Annotated in this window: 18 protein-coding genes; 9 read left to right on the top strand and 9 right to left on the bottom strand. The window is 72.5% G+C overall.

Translation table 11 applies throughout. The features are described 5' to 3' along the window. Positions 1-78: 78 nt before the first annotated feature. Positions 79-1,803 carry a glycerol-3-phosphate dehydrogenase/oxidase gene (locus TAE01_RS06510; protein WP_147064642.1) on the bottom strand — a complete coding sequence of 575 codons (1,725 nt, stop codon included), beginning with the start codon at positions 1,801-1,803 and terminating at the stop codon, positions 79-81. Positions 1,804-1,939: 136 nt separating this feature from the next. Here TAE01_RS06510 and glpK point away from each other — a divergent pair, with 136 nt between their 5' ends. Continuing rightward, positions 1,940-3,466: a glycerol kinase GlpK gene (glpK, locus tag TAE01_RS06505; protein WP_147064641.1), complete on the top strand. Its 1,527-nt coding sequence runs from the start codon at positions 1,940-1,942 to the stop codon at positions 3,464-3,466. An 8-nt stretch (positions 3,467-3,474) separates the two neighbouring features. On the opposite strand, the gene TAE01_RS06500 is transcribed toward glpK, so the two are convergent. Next, positions 3,475-3,981 (bottom strand): MarR family winged helix-turn-helix transcriptional regulator, encoded by a 507-nt coding sequence (locus TAE01_RS06500; RefSeq protein ID WP_147064639.1) that lies wholly within the window; start codon positions 3,979-3,981, stop codon positions 3,475-3,477. 91 nt (positions 3,982-4,072) lie between these two features. On the opposite strand from TAE01_RS06500, the gene TAE01_RS06495 reads away from it, so the two are divergent. Continuing rightward, the gene (locus tag TAE01_RS06495) at positions 4,073-5,341 is read left to right on the top strand and encodes an MFS transporter (RefSeq protein ID WP_147064637.1); all 1,269 of its coding nucleotides are present in this window, start codon (positions 4,073-4,075) and stop codon (positions 5,339-5,341) included. On the opposite strand, the gene tpx is transcribed toward TAE01_RS06495, so the two are convergent. Further along, entirely contained in the window at positions 5,311-5,805 is a 495-nt protein-coding gene (gene tpx, locus TAE01_RS06490) for a thiol peroxidase (protein ID WP_147064635.1), read from the bottom strand. The two genes, TAE01_RS06495 and tpx, sit on opposite strands and share 31 nt — an antisense overlap. A 168-nt stretch (positions 5,806-5,973) precedes the next feature. On the opposite strand from tpx, the gene TAE01_RS06485 reads away from it, so the two are divergent. From TAE01_RS06485 to TAE01_RS06470, 4 genes are read left to right on the top strand one after another with little or no spacing between them, the layout of a single operon-like run. After that, positions 5,974-6,372 (top strand): ankyrin repeat domain-containing protein, encoded by a 399-nt coding sequence (locus tag TAE01_RS06485; protein ID WP_147064633.1) that lies wholly within the window; start codon positions 5,974-5,976, stop codon positions 6,370-6,372. Between the two features lie 2 nt (positions 6,373-6,374). Next, complete coding sequence (locus TAE01_RS06480; RefSeq protein ID WP_147064631.1) at positions 6,375-6,632, top strand: hypothetical protein; 258 nt, start codon at positions 6,375-6,377, stop codon at positions 6,630-6,632. A 51-nt stretch (positions 6,633-6,683) separates the two neighbouring features. Next, positions 6,684-9,596 carry an alpha/beta fold hydrolase gene (locus TAE01_RS06475; protein WP_246111182.1) on the top strand — a complete coding sequence of 971 codons (2,913 nt, stop codon included), beginning with the start codon at positions 6,684-6,686 and terminating at the stop codon, positions 9,594-9,596. After that, positions 9,593-10,567 carry a DUF2705 family protein gene (locus TAE01_RS06470; RefSeq protein ID WP_246111181.1) on the top strand — a complete coding sequence of 325 codons (975 nt, stop codon included), beginning with the start codon at positions 9,593-9,595 and terminating at the stop codon, positions 10,565-10,567. The genes TAE01_RS06475 and TAE01_RS06470 overlap by 4 nt, the downstream gene beginning before the upstream one ends. A gap of 132 nt (positions 10,568-10,699) precedes the next feature. On the opposite strand, the gene TAE01_RS06465 is transcribed toward TAE01_RS06470, so the two are convergent. The 3 genes from TAE01_RS06465 to TAE01_RS06455 all read right to left on the bottom strand — a co-directional run bounded on the left by TAE01_RS06465 (position 10,700) and on the right by TAE01_RS06455 (position 13,290). Beyond that, the gene (locus TAE01_RS06465; protein ID WP_147064627.1) at positions 10,700-11,572 is read right to left on the bottom strand and encodes an LLM class F420-dependent oxidoreductase; all 873 of its coding nucleotides are present in this window, start codon (positions 11,570-11,572) and stop codon (positions 10,700-10,702) included. A 29-nt stretch (positions 11,573-11,601) separates the two neighbouring features. Beyond that, positions 11,602-12,669 (bottom strand): alpha/beta fold hydrolase, encoded by a 1,068-nt coding sequence (locus TAE01_RS06460; RefSeq protein ID WP_147064624.1) that lies wholly within the window; start codon positions 12,667-12,669, stop codon positions 11,602-11,604. Positions 12,670-12,756: 87 nt separating this feature from the next. Continuing rightward, complete coding sequence (locus TAE01_RS06455; protein WP_147064623.1) at positions 12,757-13,290, bottom strand: phosphoribosyltransferase; 534 nt, start codon at positions 13,288-13,290, stop codon at positions 12,757-12,759. A gap of 144 nt (positions 13,291-13,434) precedes the next feature. Here TAE01_RS06455 and TAE01_RS06450 point away from each other — a divergent pair, with 144 nt between their 5' ends. Next, the gene (locus TAE01_RS06450) at positions 13,435-14,580 is read left to right on the top strand and encodes an aminotransferase class I/II-fold pyridoxal phosphate-dependent enzyme (protein WP_246111197.1); all 1,146 of its coding nucleotides are present in this window, start codon (positions 13,435-13,437) and stop codon (positions 14,578-14,580) included. Between the two features lie 72 nt (positions 14,581-14,652). Here TAE01_RS06450 and TAE01_RS06445 read toward each other — a convergent pair whose 3' ends face one another. After that, positions 14,653-15,003 (bottom strand): hypothetical protein, encoded by a 351-nt coding sequence (locus TAE01_RS06445; protein WP_147064618.1) that lies wholly within the window; start codon positions 15,001-15,003, stop codon positions 14,653-14,655. 27 nt (positions 15,004-15,030) lie between these two features. Then, positions 15,031-15,189 carry a hypothetical protein gene (locus tag TAE01_RS06440; RefSeq protein WP_186815071.1) on the bottom strand — a complete coding sequence of 53 codons (159 nt, stop codon included), beginning with the start codon at positions 15,187-15,189 and terminating at the stop codon, positions 15,031-15,033. 63 nt (positions 15,190-15,252) lie between these two features. Between TAE01_RS06440 and TAE01_RS06435 the strand changes: the two genes are divergently transcribed. After that, a complete protein-coding gene (locus TAE01_RS06435) occupies positions 15,253-16,035 on the top strand; it encodes a DUF5995 family protein (RefSeq protein WP_147064616.1) in 783 nt (260 codons plus the stop codon). A 96-nt stretch (positions 16,036-16,131) separates the two neighbouring features. On the opposite strand, the gene TAE01_RS06430 is transcribed toward TAE01_RS06435, so the two are convergent. Further along, complete coding sequence (locus TAE01_RS06430) at positions 16,132-17,415, bottom strand: MFS transporter (protein ID WP_147064614.1); 1,284 nt, start codon at positions 17,413-17,415, stop codon at positions 16,132-16,134. Between the two features lie 133 nt (positions 17,416-17,548). On the opposite strand from TAE01_RS06430, the gene TAE01_RS06425 reads away from it, so the two are divergent. Then, complete coding sequence (locus tag TAE01_RS06425; RefSeq protein WP_147064611.1) at positions 17,549-18,061, top strand: MarR family winged helix-turn-helix transcriptional regulator; 513 nt, start codon at positions 17,549-17,551, stop codon at positions 18,059-18,061. Positions 18,062-18,082: the final 21 nt, after the last annotated feature.

Below are 18,082 nucleotides of genomic sequence, written 5' to 3'. Positions count from 1 at the left end.
TAGGAACGCCGTCCGTCCCTGACAGGGTTGTCGAGCCTTGGAGCCTCAGCGCGAGCCGGCGCCTGCCGTCAGGAGCCGTCAGGAGCCCTCGGGCGCCCGACTCACGGGGATCCGGCGCACGTCCGGCGCGCTGAGCCGTTCGGCGTTGGCCTCCGAGTCGGCGAGCTCCTTCTGGGACTCGAGCTCGGCCTCGACGCGGGCGGCGTAGCCCGACACCTCGGCCTCGACCCGTTCGGCGTCCCAGCCGAGCACGGGCGCGACGATGTCCGCGACGGCGCGGGCGCTCTCGACCCCACGGCTCGGAGTCTCGATGGAGATGCGGGTGCGGCGGGCGAGCACGTCGTCCAGGTGCAGCGCTCCCTCGTGCGTCGCGGCATACAACGCCTCGACCGTGAGGTACTCCTCGGCGCCGGGCAGTGGCTCGTAGAGCGAGCGGTCGTCCTCGGCGAGGGCGAAGAGCTCGTGGACGAGCGAGCCGTAGCGCTCGAGCAGGTGCGTGACGCGCCAGACGGGCAGGCCCTGGTGGCGGGCGAGGCGGTCGATCTGGTTGACGAGGGCGACGTAGCCCTCGGCGCCGGAGAGGGGGATGAACTCGGTGACGCTGTCGGAGACGTCGCCGCCGATGTCCTCGCGCGCGGCGTCGACGGCGTCGGCGGCCATGACGCGGTAGGTCGTGTACTTGCCGCCCGCGATGGAGATGAGCCCCGGCTGCGGACGGGCCACGGCGTGCTCGCGCGAGAGCTGGCTCGTGTCCTCGCTCTCACCCGACAGCAGCGGCCGCAGCCCGGCGTAGACGCCCTGGATGTCGTCGTGCGTCAGCGGCACCTTGAGCACGGTGTTGATGTGCTCGAGGATGTAGTCGATGTCGGCGCGCGTCGCGGCAGGGTGCGCGAGGTCGAGGTCCCAGTCGGTGTCGGTCGTGCCGACGATCCAGTGCGTGCCCCACGGGATGACGAAGAGCACGGACTTCTCGGTGCGCAGGATGAGGCCGGTCTCGGAGTTGATCCGGTCGCGCGCGACGACGATGTGCACGCCCTTGGAGGCCCGCACGTGGAAGCGGCCACGGCCGCCGGCCATCGTCTGGATGTCGTCGGTCCACACGCCGGTGCAGTTGATGACGACGCTCGAGCGGACCTCGGTGCGCTCGCCGGTCTCGACGTCCTCGACGACGGCCCCCACGACGCGCTCGCCGGCCCGGAGGAGCTCGACGACACGGGCCGAGGCGACGACGGTGGCGCCGTAGGCCGCCGCGGTGCGCACCGTCGTCAGCGTGTGGCGGGCGTCGTCGGCCTGGGCGTCGTAGTAGAGCAGGCCACCGGTGAGGGCGTCGCGCTTGAGGGCGGGCGCGAGCTTGAGCGCGCCGGTGCGGGTCAGCTGCTTGTGCCGCGGCACGGAGCGGGCGCCGCCCATGGAGTCGTAGAGCGTCAGGCCGGCCGTGACGTACGGACGCTCCCAGCCGCGGTTGGTCAGCGGGTAGAGGAAGGAGACCGGCTTGACGAGGTGCGGGGCGATGCGGCTCAGCATGAGCTCGCGCTCCTTGAGCGCCTCGCGCACGAGGTCGAAGTTCATCTGCTCGAGGTAGCGCAGCCCGCCGTGGAAGAGCTTCGACGACCGCGACGACGTGCCCGAGCCGAAGTCGCGCTGCTCGACGAGGGCGGTCGACAGGCCGCGCGTGGCCGCGTCGAGGGCGACCCCGCCGCCCGTCACCCCGCCACCGATGACCAGCACGTCGAAGTGCTTGGTGGCGAGACGCTTCCACGCCTTCGCCCGGTACTCCGCGTCCAGCCGCACTGGGCTCGTCATCGGTTTCCCTTCACCGTCGCTGCCGAGGAGGCCACTCTATCGAGCCGCGTGGACCTTCCGTGTGCCGTCGTGCGGGGCCAGCCGGCCGTGGCGCCGACCCGTGACGCCCCGCCGAGCACGACGGTACGGTCTGGTCATGCCGACGGAGCAGCGCAGCCATGTCGTCTCGATCGACCAGGGCACCACGAGCACCAGGGCGATGGTCTTCGACCGGCGCGGCCGTGTCGTGGCCGTCGACCAGCAGGAGCACCGGCAGATCTTCCCGCGGGCCGGCTGGGTGGAGCACGACGCGATGGAGATCTGGGAGAACACCCGGCTCGTCGTCGGCGGCGCCCTCGGCAAGGCCAACCTCAACGCCACCCACGTAGCGGCGGTCGGCATCACCAACCAGCGCGAGACGACCGTCGTCTGGGACCGGTCGACGGGGCGCCCCGTCCACAACGCCATCGTCTGGCAGGACACCCGCACCCAGGCGATCTGCGACGAGCTGGCGCGCGACGGCGGCACCGACCGCTTCAAGGCCGTGACGGGCCTGCCGCTGGCGACGTACTTCGCCGGGCCCAAGGCGCGCTGGATCCTCGACCACGTCGACGGGGCGAGGGAACGGGCCGAGGCCGGCGAGCTGCTCTTCGGCACCATCGACACGTGGCTGCTGTGGAACCTCACCGGGGGCGCGGTCGACGGCGGCATCCACGTCACCGACGTCACGAACGCCTCCCGGACCCTGCTCATGGACCTGCGCACGCTCCAGTGGGACGCCGCGGCCGCCGAGGCGATCGGGGTGCCGCTCGCCATGCTCCCCGAGATCCGGTCGTCGTCGGAGGTCTACGGCACGTGCAAGCCGGGCATCCTCATCGACGTGCCGGTCGCCGGCATCCTCGGCGACCAGCAGGCGGCGACCTTCGGGCAGGCGTGCCTCGACGTCGGCACGGCCAAGAACACCTACGGCACGGGCAACTTCATGCTGCTCAACACGGGCGAGGAGATCGTCGCGTCGACCCACGGGCTGCTGACGACGGTCTGCTACCAGCTCGGTGACGCGAGGCCCGTCTATGCGCTCGAGGGCTCGATCGCGGTGACGGGCTCGCTCGTGCAGTGGCTGCGCGACAACCTCGGGCTCATCAAGGACGCCAAGGAGATCGAGACGCTCGCGGCCACGGTGGAGGACAACGGTGGCGCCTACTTCGTGCCTGCCTTCTCCGGGCTCTTCGCGCCGCACTGGCGTCCCGACGCGCGCGGGGCGCTCGTCGGGCTCACGCGCTTCGTCAACAAGGGCCACGTCGCCCGGGCCGCCCTGGAGGCCACGGCCTTCCAGACGCGCGAGGTCCTCGAGGCGATGAACGCCGACTCGGGAGTGCCGCTCACCGAGCTGCGCGTCGACGGCGGCATGGTGGTCAACGAGACCCTCATGCAGTTCCAGGCCGACCTGCTCGGTGTCGACGTCGTCCGACCCGTCGTGGCCGAGACCACGGCGCTCGGGGCCGCGTATGCCGCGGGGCTGGCCGTCGGCTACTGGCGCAGCACCGACGAGATCAGGGAGAACTGGGGCGAGGATCGGCGCTGGTCGCCGCAGCTCGACGAGAAGGAGCGCGAGCGTCTCTTCCGCACGTGGAAGAAGGCGGTCCAGCGCACCCTCGACTGGGTCGACGACGACACACCCTGAGGCGCGGCTCAGCCGTCACCCTCGAGGTGCAGCACCACCTTGCGGAGCAGGACGTTGAGCGCCACGAGCTCCTTGGCGGTGAGGCTCGAGAAGGCCGCCTGTTCGCGAGCCATGCCGGCCTCGATCCCCTTCTCCCAGAAGGTTCTCCCGGAGGTGGTGGGTCGGATGAGGATGCGGCGACGGTCGACCGGGTCGACCTCGCGGGTCGCGTGGCCGCGCTGGACCAGCCGGTCGAGGCGTGAGGTCATCGCCGCGCGGGTGACGCCGCACGCATCGGCGAGCTGCGCCGGGGTCGCCTCCTCCGGGTACGGCTGGATCATCAGGGCGTGCAGCGTGTGGTGGTCCTCGATGGTGTCGTCGGTGCCCGCATAGCTCGCGTGGTGGCCGGCCCTGAGCCGCTTCGTGATCGCCTGCATGCGCGTCACCGCACCCTCGACCTCGGGGTCCATGTCCTCGAGGAGGCCGCTCCAGCGGGCGACGTGACGGTCGACCGAGTCCTGCCGCGCTCTCGCCATGACCTCAGTCTCGCAGACGCCGGGCGTCTTCGTGCATCCCCCTTGACTATTCGTTGACAGATAATCAGACGTCTAACTATGGTCTCTGACCATGACCCTCCGAGACCTCATGAGCATCCGTGACGTCCGGCTCCTGCTCGTCGGGCAGGGGCTCTCGTGGGTCGGGGACGCCTTCAACCCCATCGCCCTGTCGGTCGCGGTCGTCCTCTCGGGCGGGGGAGCGGGTGAGCTCGGGATCATCTTCGCGAGCGGCGTCGTCGCACGGCTGCTCTGCACCCTCGTCGGTGGCGTCTGGGCCGACCGCGTCACCCCGCACCGGATCATGGTCGTCGCAGACCTCGTCCGCGCGGCCTCGGTCGGTGCGACAGCGGTCGCCTTCGCCGCGCTCGGCGACCCTCCCGTCGCCGTCCTCGCCGGGCTCGCCGCCGTCACGTCCGGGGCCGGGGCGTTCTTCTTCCCGGCGTTCGTCTCGCTCCGCCCGCTCATCGTGCCCGGCGAGGGACTGCAGTCCGCCAACGCCGCGATCAGCTTCCTGCAGTCGAGCGCCCAGATGGCGGGGCCGGTGCTCGCGGGCGTCGTCGTCGCCGCGTTCGGCTCGGTGCCCGGCTTCGCCGTCAACGCCCTGACCTTCGCGTGGTCGGCCGCCTGCGTCGCGCGGCTGCGCGCTCGCTCCGTGCCGGGGGTGACCCGCAGCCGGATGCTCACCGAGGTGCGCGAGGGTCTGGGCGAGATCCGCAGCCGTGACTGGCTGTGGACCGGTCTCGTGTCGGCGGGGATGTTCCACGTGGCCAGTGGCGTCTTCGTGGTCCTCGTCGAGGTGACCGTGGTGCGCGACCTCGGGGGCGCCCACGCGCTCGGCCTCGTCACCGCCGCGCTCGGCGTCGGTGGTCTCGTCGGGGGACTCGTCGCCCTCCGGGTGCAGCCGCGGCGGATGCTGCTCTGGGCCTTCGTGTCGCTCGCCCTGTTCCCGCTCTTCCCCGTGGCCTTCGCCTGGTCCGGCGGGCTCTGGACGGTCATGGCCCTGGGCCTCGTCGCCCAGGCGGGGCTGCTCTACTTCGACGTCGGCTGGCAGACCGCCGTGCAGCAGGGCGTCCCGCACGACCGGCTCGCCCGGGTCGCCTCGTGGGACGTGCTCATCTCGTTCGTGGCGCTGCCGGTCGGCAACGTCCTCGCCGGTCCGCTGAGCGGCCGCTTCGCGACGCCCGACCTCATGGGCGGCATCGCGGCATGGATGCTGCTCGCCGGCTGCTGGCCGCTGCTGGTCCGCAGCGTCCGGGGCCTCACCCGTGGTGGCGGCGCTCCGTCCGCCACCACGGGTGGGGAGGGCGCTCAGCCCAGCGCAGCGATCGCCGCGTCGTAGTCCGGCTCCTGGCCGATGGCCGGGACGAGCTCGGTGTGCGCGACGGTCCCGTCGGCCTCGACGACGACGACGGCGCGGGCGAGCAGCCCGGCGAAGCCACCGTCCTCCATGCGCACGCCGTAGTCGTAGCCGAAGCCCGACCGGAACGACGACGCCGCCACGACGTTCTCGATGCCCTCGGCGCCGCAGAAGCGGTTCAGGGCGAAGGGCAGGTCGGCCGAGACGCAGACGACGGTGGCGTTGTCGAGCCCCGCGGCGAGCTCGTTGAATCGGCGCACGCTCGCGGCGCAGACGCCGGTGTCGACGCTCGGGAAGATGTTGAGGACGACGCGCTTGCCCTCGGGGAGCGTGACGTCGTCGCGCAGGTTCGTGCCGGTGAGGGTGTATGCCGGAGCGGGGGAGCCCACGGCCGGCAGCTCGCCGATGGTGTGGACGGTGGTGTCTCCGAGAGTGGTGGTGGCCATGGACGTATCTAACACGGGCCGGCCGGCCCGACCGTCCCTGTGTCCCACCTTGCCCCTCATCCCACCCCGCGGCCGTCCTGCCTCGGCGCCCGGTGCGCCCGGTGCGCCCGGTGCGCCCCGGGCGCCGGCCGTCGCCGAGCAGCCTGACCGGACCCGTAGGTTGGTGCCATGAGCGAGCCGTCGCCGACCACCCGACAGCAGGAGCAGGAGCAGATCGTCTCCGTCACCATGGACCTGGCCCGTGCCGGGCGCACGGACGACCTCGTCCCGTTCCTCGACCACGGCTTCCCCGTCGACCTGCCGGACCCGGCGGGCAACACCCTGCTCATGCTCGCGGCCTACCACGGCCACCTCGAGACGGTCACGGCCCTCGTGGCCCGGGGCGCCGACGTCGACCGTCGCAACGACCGCGACCAGTCGCCGGTCGCCGGGGCGATGTTCAAGGGCGAGGACGAGGTCGTCCGCGCCCTCGTCGCCGCGGGAGCCGACCTCGACGCCGGCTCGCCCACCGCTCGCGAGACCGCCCGGCTCTTCGGCCAGCAGCACCTCGTCGACGGGCAGGAGTGACCGTGACGCAGCCCCATCAGCCGGACGACACCGGCGCCCGCACACGCTTCGTCATCAACCTCGTCGGCGTCGTCGGGCTCCTCTTCGGGGTGCTGCCGATCGTGCGCTACCTGCTCGACCTGTCGCTCTTCGAGTTCTCGGTGGCGCCCTACGCCTGGCTGCGGCTCGAGGGAGCGGCCCGGTTCCTCCCTCCGGCCATGGTGCTCGTCGTCTGCATCGTCGTGGCCTACCTCCTCGAGAAGCGGGCCACGCGCGACTGAGGCTGGACACGCGGTGACGGTCCGACGCCGACCCCGTGGTGTGATGTGGGCATGTCGGTCCGGGCCTCCTTCCTCGCCGCGCTCGTCGTCGGCTCGAGCCTGGCGATGTCGGTCGCGCCGCCGGCCACGGCGCTCGCGGCCCCGCCACCGGCCGCCCGACCGGCCGTCCAGCCGGCCCTCCAGCCGGCCGCCGACCCGGTGACTCCCCAGGCGAGCATGGTCCCCGTCGGCGCCGAACCCGACGGCACCCCGGTCCGCCTCGACGTCTCGATCTGGCCGCAGACGAGCGGCAGGCACCCGGTCGTGCTGCTGGCCCACGGTTTCGGCGGCACCAAGGACTCCGTCACGAGCCAGGCCAACGACCTGCACGACCGCGGCTACGTCGTCATCGCGTGGAGCGCCCGAGGCCACGGCGCCTCCGGCGGACGCATCCACCTCAACGACCCCGCCTACGAGATCGCCGACGCCCGGAGGCTGCTCGACCTCGCGGCCACGCGGCCCGACGTCGAGCTCGACGCCCCGGGCGACCCACGGGCCGGGGTCATGGGTGCCTCCTACGGCGGGGCGCTCGGGCTCATGCTCGCCGGCGCCGACCGGCGGGTCGACGGGGTCGTCTCGGCGGTCACGTGGAACGACCTGGCCGACGCCTTCTTCCCCCAGGCTGCGCTCACCCGGGCGCCGACGACCGCCGCCGGTCGCTCCCCGATCGACGTCGCCGGTCCCTTCAAGCAGGTCTGGGCCACGAACTTCTTCCTCTCGGCCCTGCGGGGCAGCGGCCGGAGTGCCGGCGGGCAGGACGGCGGCGCGCAGGCCGGGGCGGCCCAGTCGGCGGCTGACGCGAGCGCGGCCCGGTGCGGCCGGTTCGACCCGACGATCTGCCGCCTCTTCGTCCAGGCCTCCGAGACCGGCGCCGCCTCACCGCAGCTGACCGCGATCCTGCGGGCGCACAGCCCCAAGGCCACGATGAGCGCGGTCACGGCGCCGACCCTCCTCGTCCAGGGCGTCGGCGACTCGCTCTTCGGTCTCGACCAGGCCGACGCCAACGCGTCGGCCCTCGCGGCCAGCGGCACGCCGTATGCCGTCCGGTGGAGCGACGGCGGCCATGACGCGGCCAGCACGCACGAGACGGAGGAGCTCGACGCCTCCTACACGTGGCTCGACCACTACGTGCGCGACAAGCCGTCCGCGAGCAGGAGCGAATCCGCCCTGCCCACAGCGGCTTTCACCTACGGCACCCCGGCCGGCCGCCCGGGTCAGCCCACGACGCTGCACACCCTCACGGCATACCCCGGCCTGTCGGGGGCGCCCCTCCAGACGCGCCAGCTGCCGCTGGCGACGACCTCGGGCGCGCTGCTGCACCCGCCCGGCGGACAGCCGGCGTCGCTCATCGCGGTGCCCGGTCTCGCCGCGCTCGGGATCAGCCTGTCGACCTACCAGATCGCGGCGCTCCCGGGTCAGTCGACGGCCCTCGACACCGAGCCGTCCGCCGCCGCCGCGACGGTCGTCGGGTCGCCCACGATGCGCCTCACCGTCACGTCCGACAGCCCCGACGTCACGCTCTTCGCCTCGGTGTGGCGGGTCACCGGGGGATCCGTGACCCTGACGAACCCGCTCGTCGCGCCCGTCCGGCTCACGGTGACGCCCGGCCGTCCGACGCCGGTGACGATCTCGCTCCCCGGCGCGACCTACGACATGCCGGCCGGCACCCGGTGGCGCGTGCTGCTGACGAGCACCGAGTCCACCTACTCCAACTCGCGCACCCCGAGCTCCATCCGGATCTCCGGCGCGTCGGCCCTGACGCTGCCCGTCGCGACCGGCACCGCGGTCAGCGGGGCCGGTGCCGGCGGTCTCGACACCGAGACCCTGCTCGCCTCCGGCGCGCTCGTGGTCCTGCTCCTCGCGGCGCTCGGCGGCTGGGCCGTCCGCCGCCGGCGCCGCCTGCACCTGCCGGCGCGCCCCGACCTCGCGGACGTCCCGCTCGTCGTCGAAGGGCTCGTCAAGACGTATGCCGACGGCCACCGTGCCGTCGACGACGTGACCTGGCGGGCCGAGAAGGGCCAGGTCGTCGGACTGCTCGGCCCCAACGGCGCCGGCAAGACGACGACGATGCGCATGGTCATGGGCCTCATCTCCGCCGACGCGGGGAGCGTCCACGTGCTCGGCGAGCCCGTCTCCGCCGGCTCCCGCGTGCTCGGCCGGGTCGGCGCCCTCATCGAGGGCCCGGGCTTCCTGCCGCACCTCACCGGCCGCCAGAACCTCGAGGCCTACTGGTCGGCGACGGGCCGTGCGCCCGAGGACGCCCACTTCGACGAGGCTCTCGACGTCGCGGCCCTCGGCGGGGCGGTCGACCGGCCGGTCAAGTCCTACAGCCAGGGCATGCGCCAGCGCCTCGGCATCGCCCAGGCCATGCTCGGGCTGCCCGAGCTGCTCATCCTCGACGAGCCGACCAACGGGCTGGACCCGCCCCAGATCGCCGCCATGCGACCGATCCTGCGCCGCTACGCCGAGACCGGGCGCACCGTCGTCGTGTCGAGCCACCTGCTCGCCGAGGTCGAGATGACGTGCACCCACGTCGTCGTCATGCACGCCGGTCGCGTCGTCACCCAGGGACCCGTCGCCGAGCTCGTCGACAGCGACGACACGACGATCCTCGACCTGCCCGAGCACCTCGACCACGACGTGGTCAGCGCGGGCGTGCACGCCCTCGAGGCCTCGGCCGGCGTCACCGAGGTGCGCGTCGACACCCCGACCCGAATCGTCGTCGTGGCCGACCGCGGCCGCGCCGAGGTCGTCGCGGCCGCCGTGACGGCCGGCCTGCCGGTCATCGGGGTCAGCAGCCGCCGTCACCTCGAGGAGGTCTTCCTCGGGGTCATCTCCTCGGCCTCCGCCCCCGGCGCGGCGGCCGAGCCCGGGGATGAGGGCGCGTCCCTCGTCGAACGACTGAGGCAGGTGAGGGCGCGATGAGCCAGACCCCCCGACTCCCGGGAGCCGAGGCGCCCGAGCACGCGACCGAGCACTCGACCGAGCACTCGACCGGGCATGCGCCGGGCGAGGCGCTGCTCGACGTCATCGAGCCGGCCCCGGCCGGCTCGAGCAGCGAGCTGCGCCAGGTGCGCGACCCCCTGTCGTGGCGGTCCGAGCTGCGCCGGCAGTGGGGACGGCGGCGCACCCTGTGGGCCTTCGGCCTGCTCCTCGCGCTGCCGCTCGTCCTCGTCGGCTCCTTCGCCTTCGGGCAGCGCTCGAGCAACAGCCGCGGTGGCGCCTCGACACGGATCTTCGACCTGGCCCAGAGCGGCGCGGCCAACTTCAGCCTCGTGCTCGTCTTCCTCGCCTCCGAGCTGCTGCTCGTGCTGCTCGCCGCCCTCTTCTGCGGCGACGCGGTGCCGTCCGAGGCGTCGTGGTCCTCCCTGCGCTACCTGCTCGTCGCACCCGTGCAGCGGGCCCGCCTGCTCACGAGCAAGCTCGCCATCGGCATCGCCTCGACCCTGCTCGCGACGATCCTCCTGCCGGCCTGGGGGCTGCTCGTCGGCGGCATCGCCTACGGGTGGGACCCGCTGACCAACCCGCTCGGCGAGAACCTCACGTGGGGCCAGTTCCTGCCCCGGCTCGCGCTCGCGATGGCCTACATCTTCGTGACGCTGCTGCCCATCGCGGCCATCGCCTTCTGGATCGGGACGCGTTCGGACGCCCCGCTCGCGGCGGTCGGGGGCGCGGTGCTCGTCAGCATCCTGTTCAACATCCTCGACCAGCTCGACGCGCTCGACCCCTACCGCAACGCCTTCCCCGGTCACTACTCCCGGGCCTGGCAGGACGCCCTGGCCGTGTCGCCGGACTGGACCGACATGGTCCACGGCGCGCTGTGGTCGCTCGTCTGGGCCGTGGCCTTCACGATGCTCGCCTACCGCCGCTTCCGCCGCAGCGACATCCTCAGCTAGCCACCCGGCATACGCCCTCGTCGCCGACGAACGACCGTTGGTCGACGCGAGACCGCGACACGCCGCGGAGACACGCGGCGACGGCAGTCGTCCCCGACCGACGGTCGTCGGTCGGGGACGGCAGCGGGCGGCTCAGAGCTTGGCGGCCTCGGGGATGATCCGCTCGCCGATGAGCTCGAGCACGTCGGTCTTCGACCCGTCGCCGACGCCCATCTGCACGTGCGTCACGCCGAGACCGGCGAGGTCGCGCAGGTGCTCGAGGGTGGCGTCGACGTTCTCGCCGTTGGGGCCGGGGTCGATGGGACCCATGACGGTCTTCTCGATCTCGTCGTAGTCGCGGCCGAGGGTCTCACAGTGGCCGCGGAGCACCTCGAGCTTGTGCGCGAGGTCGGGGCTGTCGAAGAGGTTGCAGGCCTGGGCGTACTGCGCGACGAGGCGCAGCGTCTTCTTCTCGCCACCGCCGCCGATGAGGATCGGCGGGTGCGGGCGCTGGACGGACTGCGGGGAGTTGAGGGTGCGGCCGAGCTGGTAGTGCTTGCCGGCATACGGCCCGTCGTCGTCGCTCCACATCTGCAGGCAGATCTGCAGGGTCTCCTCGAGGCGCTCGAAGCGCTCGGCGGTGCCGGGGAAGGGCAGGCCCAGCCCGACGGACTCCTCCTCGTTCCACGCGGCGCCGATCCCGAGCATGGCCCGGCCCCCGGAGAGCACGTCGAGGGTGGTGACCTCCTTGGCGAGCAGGCCCGGCTCGCGGTAGACGGCGGCCGTGACCCAGGCGAGCAGCTGGACGCGCTCGGTGACCGCGGCAAGGTAGCCGAGCGCCGTGTAGGCCTCGAGCATCTCGTGCTCGGGCGGCCCGATCATGCCGATCTGCCAGACGTGGTCCATGACGGAGAGCTTGGCGAAGCCGACGTCCTCCGCGGTCTTCGCGGTGCGTCGGAAGTCGTCGACGAAGGTGGAGGAGCCGCCGCTCCAGGTGAAGTTGGCGATGTGCAGTCCGAGGTCCATGGTTCGCACCCTACGACCGTCGGCTGGGATCAGTCGGTGATGAGCGACTCGATCTCGCGGGCGAGCGTCCCCGGTACCTCCAGGGGTATGCCGTGTCCCACCCCTTCGAGGGCCACCTCCCGGGTCGCGCCGCCCGCCGCCGCGTAGCGCCTGAGGACCGCCCGCATCTGGGTCACCATCGGTTGGGACGGGAGCACGTCGATGCCCGGCCAGCCCGGGACCGCGCCGAGGGAGCCGAGGGTCGCGAGGTCGAAGAGCGAGGTGTCGCTGACGACCTGGTCGGCGGTGCCGTGCACCCAGGTCACCGGCGGTTTGCGCTCGAGGTCGACGATGCCGGTCGCGTCGAAGTGGGTCGGCGCCATCGTGTTGAGCACGCCGCGGGTGCCGGGGGCCACGCCCGGCCAGTTCTCCGACGGCGTCGAGTCACCGGGGTAGAAGTCGTCGCCGGTCCGGGTCAGGAGCAGCTCGTCGACGAGGAAGTCCTCGTCGACGTTCTCGGCGTTGGCGCCCGGTCCGTAGAAGGTGCGCATGACGACGCGGGGGCTGCTCTGCGGTTCGGTGTCTCCGGCGTCCTTCTCGGCGAGGCGGCGCACGAACTCGGCGTTGGCGGCCCCACCTCCGGTGCTCGCGCCGTCGCTGAAGGCGGGCGTGCCTGCAGCGTCGACGGTCCCGCCGAAGCCGTGGGGCGACAGGGGCGCCACCAGGACGACACCGGCGAGGTCGTCGGGGTGCTCCACCATGAGCTGCTCGAGCACCCCGGCGCCCATGGACCAGCCGGCGGCGACGACGCGGCACTCGTCGGCGAGGTCGAGCGCGTCGAGGAGGGCGTGGACGTCCTCGACCATGTCGCCGAGGCCCCGGGTCGCGTCGACCGGGAGCGCCTCGGTGCGGCCGAAGCCACGCAGGTCGGGTGCGATGACCCGGACGTCGTCGGCGATCTCGGCAAGGGCCTGCGCGACGTAGCGCCAGTAGCCGCCCGTCGAGAGGTTGCCGTGCACGAGCAGGATCGGGACGCCGTCGTCCGGCCCGCACGACCACACGTTGGTGGTGAGGCGCGAGGTCTCGACGAGGCTGCAGGTGAACGACGGCACTGTCATGGCGGGTCCTCTCGGAGTCGACCTGCCCTGTCTAGCACCGGCGCGGCGCCCGGTCAGCGTGTCGGCGCCCCACCGTCTCGCCGTCGGTCAGTCGGCGACGGTGTCGGCCCTCACCTGCGAGCCCGAGACCGGGGGCTGCGCCGACCACGGGAAGACGATCCAGCGGTCCGTCTCGCGCCACACGTAGTCGGGGGCCACGATCGAGCGCGGCTTGCCGTAGATCACGGCGCTGCGGGCCTCGGCGCCGTGCTTCTGGAGCAGCTCGAGCACGAGGGCCAGGGTGCGCCCCGAGTCCGCGACGTCGTCGACGACGAGGATGCGGCGGCCCTTGATGCTGTCGGTGTCGAGCAGCGGCGCGAGCAGGACCGGGTCGGGCAGGGTCTCCTCGACGTCGGTGTAGAACTCGACGTTGATGGCGTCGGTCAGCTTGACGCCCAGCGCGTAGGACAGGCCGCCCCCGGGGATCAGTCCACCTCGCGCCACGGCCACGAGGATCTCCGGCCGGAAGCTCGAGTCGGCCACGAGCTGGGCCAGCTCGCGCACGGCGGTGCCGAAGCCCTCCCACGTCAGCACCTCCTTGTCCACGAGGGTCGAAGCGTCGGCGTGGTGGGCGATCGTCATGCGGACGAGGTTATCCACGTCGCGTGAACGGCGTGTTTCGGGTGTCGAGGGTTCGGGCAGACTGAGGCGGTGACCCCTGCCAGCTCCCGACCGGTGCGACCCCTCCAGCCCTCCCGGCGCTCGCAGGTCGCGCCCTTCGAGGTCATGGACGTGCTCGACCGGGTCGCCGTGCTGCGAGCCGGGGGTCGCGACGTCGTCTCCCTGTGCGCGGGAGAGCCCTCGGGGGGTGCGCCCAGCCTCGTGTCGGAGGCCGCGGCGCGGATCCACGCGTCCGGGCGGGCCCTGACCTACACCTCCGCCCTCGGCATCCGCGAGCTGCGCACCGAGATCGCGGCCCACTACGGCCGCTGGTACGGCGTCGACGTCGACCCAGCGCGGGTCGCCGTCACCACGGGCTCGTCGGGCGGCTTCGTCCTCGCCTTCCTCGCGGCCTTCGAGGCGGGCGACCGGGTGGTGCTCGCCCGTCCGGGCTACCCGGCCTACCGCAACATCCTCACGTCGCTCGGCTGCGAGGTCGTCGAGATCGACTGCGGCCCGGACACCCGCTACCAGCCGACGCCCGAGCTGCTCGACGCCGCGCAGGCGGCTGGTGCGCTCGCGGGGCTCATCGTCGCCTCGCCCGCCAACCCCACGGGGACGATGGTCGACCGGGGCGAGCTCGCCGCCATCACCGGGTGGTGCGCCGACCACGGGGTCCGGCTCGTCAGCGACGAGATCTACCACGGCGTCACCTATCCCGAGCCCGGTGCCGCCGACCCCCGCGGCGTCTGTGCCTGGGAGAGCGACGACACCTCGCTCGTCATCTCCTCGTTCAGCAAGTACTGGGGCATGACCGGCTGGCGCCTCGGCTGGATGCTGCTGCCCGAGGACCTCGTGCGCCCCGTCGACGCGCTCGCCGGCAACGTCGCGCTGTGCCCGCCGGCACCGGCGCAGTATGCCGCCGTGTCGGCCTTCGTCGAGGAGTCGTACCGCGAGTGCGACGAAGCGGTCGCCGAGTTCGCCCGGACCCGGAAGCTGTTGCTGGACAACGCGACCCGACTCGGCTGGGGGCGGGCGGCGCCGCCCGACGGTGCGTTCTACTACTGGGCGGACCTCGGCCCGCAGCTCACCCGCTGGGGCAGCTCCGCCGGCTACGCCGCAGCCCTGCTCGAGGAGGCTGGGGTGGCCATCACGCCCGGCGGTGACTTCGACGACCGTGCCGGCGCGCACTCGGTGCGGCTCAGCTTCGCCGCGGGCCTCACGGCCGTCGGTGAGGCGATCGATCGGATCGAGGACTTCCACGCCCGCTGACCCGGGCCCCCGGCTGCGTCGAAGCCCCCGACCTCGTGGGGGCTTCGATCTGGCCTCACCCCTCTCGGGTGGTCAGAGGATGAGCACGACCGCGGCGGTGACCGCTCCGGCCAGGCTCAGCGTGGCGAGCACGAAGCTCATCACGGCATCCCCGGTCCAGTGGCCGGACCGGTCACGGACGCTGGCGCCCAGCAGGCCGAAACCTGCCGTCAGGAGCACCCCGCCTGCGATCCAGCTGCCGAGGTACCAGGCCTCGGTCAGGCCTGCGAGGACCCACGTGGCGGGCACGAAGTACGTGTACGCGCCGAACGCTGCGACCAGGGCGCCGACGACCAGCAGGGTGTAGTCCACCGTGCGGTTGCGGAACAACCGGGGAAGACCCTGCTCGGTTCTCGTCGTCTGCTTCTCAAGGAGCTGTGACATCGTCTTCACCTCCTTTCCTTGCTCACCTCAAGCCTGTCTCGCCCGCTGCGGGGGCGTCAGAGGCCTTGGTCCCGTCACGGCGGTCGGCTCCACGCCGATCATCACGCCGGTCATCACGCCGGTCATCGCGCCGGTCATCACGCCGGTCATCGCGCCGGTCATCACGCCGGTCAGCGGTGCGATCACGGGGACCGTGCGGATCGAGCGGATCGTGGCGCCGGCATCCCGTGGAGCCGCTAGCGTCGGTCCATGGGGTGGTTGTCCGACGCCGTCACGTGGGTCCGTTCACATCTCGGTGCGCCGGTCGCCCCGGCCACGCCGACGCCGCCGCCCCCGCTCGTGCCGGCCACTCAGCCGGTCTCCGTCGACGCCGTCGTCGCTCGGATGCAGCAGATCGACGGGTCGCTGGCCCCGGATGACGGAGTGGGCGACTTCAACCGGATGTACCTCCGCGTCACCGAGCTGGTGCGCGACCACCTCGTGACGGGCTACTTCACCGACCCGGCCTTCGTGGAGCGACTCGACCTCGTCTTCGCCGGGCTCTACCTCGACGCGGTCGACGCCGCCGCCCCCGACCCGTCGTGGGCCCCGCTCTTCGACGTGCGGCGCGAGCCCGGGCGGGTGCCGATCCAGTTCGCCCTGGCCGGGATGAACGCCCACATCAACCACGACCTGCCGGTGGCCGTCGTCGCGACGTGCCGCCAGCTCGGCCTGACTCCCGACAGCCCCGGTGTCGCCGACGACTATCAGCGCGTCAACGAGCTGCTGGCCGGTGTGCAGGAGGAGGTGCGGCGCTCCTTCCTCGACGGCATCGCGCTGGCTGTGGACCAGCGCTACGCCGGTCCGCTGGCAGACCTGGTCAGCGGATGGAGCATCACCCGCGCCCGTGACGCCGCGTGGACCAACGCCCGGGTGCTGTGGTCGCTCGACGGCGTCGAGCCGTTGCGCACCGACTTCCTCGACACGCTCTCGCGCACCGTCGGGATGGCCGGTCGCTCCCTGTTGACGCCGGTGGCCGACCTCGCCCCCTGAGGGCATGCCGGCGGTTCGAGGTGACATCTCGCGCCGGACCGCGGCAGGCCACCTCGACCCGGGCGAGTCTCCGGTGGGTCGAGGTGGCGCGCGACGTCAGGCGGCGAGCGTCGCGGTGGCCGGTTCGAGCGGCCGGTCGACGGCCGCGTCCGCAGCCTGTCGACGCTCCTCGGTGCGGCGGGCCCGGAGGGCGGCCCGCAGTCGCCACGCGCCGTAGACGGCGACGAGGCTGATGACGAGGTGCAGCGCGAGGAAGCCGTTCGCGAGACCCATGCCGAGCAGGGCACCGGCGACGAGCGGGCCGACGGCCGAGAAGGTCGTCTGGATCGCCGTGAACGTGCCGAGCGTCGTGCCGACGAGGCCGCGCGGTGCGAGGCTCGCGGTCAGGGGGTTGAGCACCGGGGCGTACATCGTCTCGCCGACGGCGAAGATGCCGAACGTCGTGACGAAGAGGGCCGAGGCGATCTCCGGGCTGAGCTGGGCGGCGGACAGGACGACCCACGACAGGGTCCAGATGCCGCCGACGACCATGAGCAGGCTCGCCGCGTTCCGGCGGGCCGTGACCCGCACGACGACGACCTGGAGCAGCACGATGACGATGCAGTTGACGGCGGCCGCGAGGCCGATGGCCGACTCGTGGACGTCGAGGACCGTCAGCGCGTAGGCCGGCAGGCCGGACTCGAACTGCGCGTAGAAGCCGAGCGCGAGCGCCACGGTGACGACCGCCGTCCAGCGCAGGGCCCGCACGGCGAAGATGCGGCGCAGGGCCTCCACCGTGCCGAGGCGCGTCTCGGCCTCGCCGGCGGCCAGGTCGGGCGCGACCTCGCTCGGGGCGCCGATGCCGGCGACGTGGATGAGGACGGCCGAGATCGCGAAGCCGGCACCCGCCGCGACGAAGGCGAACGTCATGCCGTCGGCGCGCGAGAGGTCGACGAGCTGGCCGGCGACGAAGGCGCCGACCGCCATGCCGATGGCCTCGGCCGTGAACTTGTAGGCGAAGACCTTGCGACGGTCGTCGCTGCCGGCCCAGCGCAGCACGAGCACCGACGCGGCGGGACCCGCCGCGGTCAGCCCGAAGCCGAAGACGAACATGCCGAGCAGGAAGGCCGGGGCCGACTGCGCCCAGACGAGGCTGGCGACACCGACCGCCGCGAGGAGCTTGGCCACGACGGCGACGGCGACCGGGTTGAAGCGGTCGCTGAGCCGGCCCGCGAAGGGCGCGGCGACGAGCGCGCCGACCGAGAAGAGGGTGCTGGCCAGAGCGGCCGCGAGGGCGCCCCAGCCACGGGTGTTGGCCGCATACGCGTACTGGTAGGGCAGCACGGTGCCCCATCCGAGCATGCCGATGGACGACGCGAGGATGAGCAGCTTGGTGCGCATGGGTTTCACACCCTTTCCGGGATGGGGAGGCGGACTTCGGGAGTCAACGCAGCTTCGGCATCGAATATTTCGTCATCGAAGTTCGATATCGAAAGAGTAGCACCACCTCACCACGGTGCGACAATGCATTCCCATGGCAGCCAAGCGTCGACAGACCGCCCAGCAGGAGCACGCCGCCGACGTCGCGACCTACGTCGCCGCCGGCGGCGAGGAGTCGGTGCAGCGCGTCATCACGGCCGTCTTCTCCGTGACGAAGAAGCTCGACCAGTGGTACGTCCGCCAGTTCGCCGACCTCGACCTGACCCAGGGGGAGTGGTCGGTGCTCGCCTCGCTCGCCCGCGCCGGAGACACGTGCCTGACGCCGAGCCAGCTCGCCGACCTCTCCAACGTCGCGCCGTCGTCGATGACCCACCGGCTCGACAAGATGGCGGGTCGCGGGCTGCTCGAGCGCCGCCCCGACGAGTCCAACCGGACGCGCACGCTCGTCTCGCTGACCAAGGACGGCTGGGCCCTCTTCAGCGCCGCGGTCCGCGAGTCCAACGTCGTCGAGAGCGACACCCTCCGCGGCCTGTCCGACGCCGAGCGGCACGAGCTGGCCCGGCTGCTCGAGATCGTCATCGCGGGCCTCGACGACATCGACGCGTGACCCGGGCGGGCGTAGCGTCGC

This window comes from Terrabacter aerolatus, from assembly GCF_007991735.1.
GTDB classification, from domain to species: domain Bacteria; phylum Actinomycetota; class Actinomycetes; order Actinomycetales; family Dermatophilaceae; genus Terrabacter; species Terrabacter aerolatus.
This window is presented reverse-complemented; position numbering and strand designations above follow the sequence as displayed.

Bases quoted from the DNA above. Each gene is read 5' to 3' on its own strand.
- TAE01_RS06430 (WP_147064614.1), bottom strand. From the start codon at position 17,415: ATGCGCACCAAGCTGCTCATCCTCGCGTCGTCCATCGGCATGCTCGGA.
- TAE01_RS06460 (WP_147064624.1), bottom strand. From the start codon at position 12,669: ATGACAGTGCCGTCGTTCACCTGCAGCCTCGTCGAGACCTCGCGCCTC.
- TAE01_RS06450 (WP_246111197.1), top strand. From the start codon at position 13,435: ATGGACGTGCTCGACCGGGTCGCCGTGCTGCGAGCCGGGGGTCGCGAC.
- TAE01_RS06470 (WP_246111181.1), top strand. From the start codon at position 9,593: ATGAGCCAGACCCCCCGACTCCCGGGAGCCGAGGCGCCCGAGCACGCG.
- TAE01_RS06485 (WP_147064633.1), top strand. From the start codon at position 5,974: ATGAGCGAGCCGTCGCCGACCACCCGACAGCAGGAGCAGGAGCAGATC.
- tpx (WP_147064635.1), bottom strand. From the start codon at position 5,805: ATGGCCACCACCACTCTCGGAGACACCACCGTCCACACCATCGGCGAG.
- TAE01_RS06465 (WP_147064627.1), bottom strand. From the start codon at position 11,572: ATGGACCTCGGACTGCACATCGCCAACTTCACCTGGAGCGGCGGCTCC.
- TAE01_RS06475 (WP_246111182.1), top strand. From the start codon at position 6,684: ATGTCGGTCCGGGCCTCCTTCCTCGCCGCGCTCGTCGTCGGCTCGAGC.
- TAE01_RS06495 (WP_147064637.1), top strand. From the start codon at position 4,073: ATGACCCTCCGAGACCTCATGAGCATCCGTGACGTCCGGCTCCTGCTC.
- TAE01_RS06510 (WP_147064642.1), bottom strand. From the start codon at position 1,803: ATGACGAGCCCAGTGCGGCTGGACGCGGAGTACCGGGCGAAGGCGTGG.
- glpK (WP_147064641.1), top strand. From the start codon at position 1,940: ATGCCGACGGAGCAGCGCAGCCATGTCGTCTCGATCGACCAGGGCACC.
- TAE01_RS06455 (WP_147064623.1), bottom strand. From the start codon at position 13,290: ATGACGATCGCCCACCACGCCGACGCTTCGACCCTCGTGGACAAGGAG.
- TAE01_RS06425 (WP_147064611.1), top strand. From the start codon at position 17,549: ATGGCAGCCAAGCGTCGACAGACCGCCCAGCAGGAGCACGCCGCCGAC.
- TAE01_RS06435 (WP_147064616.1), top strand. From the start codon at position 15,253: ATGGGGTGGTTGTCCGACGCCGTCACGTGGGTCCGTTCACATCTCGGT.
- TAE01_RS06500 (WP_147064639.1), bottom strand. From the start codon at position 3,981: ATGGCGAGAGCGCGGCAGGACTCGGTCGACCGTCACGTCGCCCGCTGG.
- TAE01_RS06445 (WP_147064618.1), bottom strand. From the start codon at position 15,003: ATGTCACAGCTCCTTGAGAAGCAGACGACGAGAACCGAGCAGGGTCTT.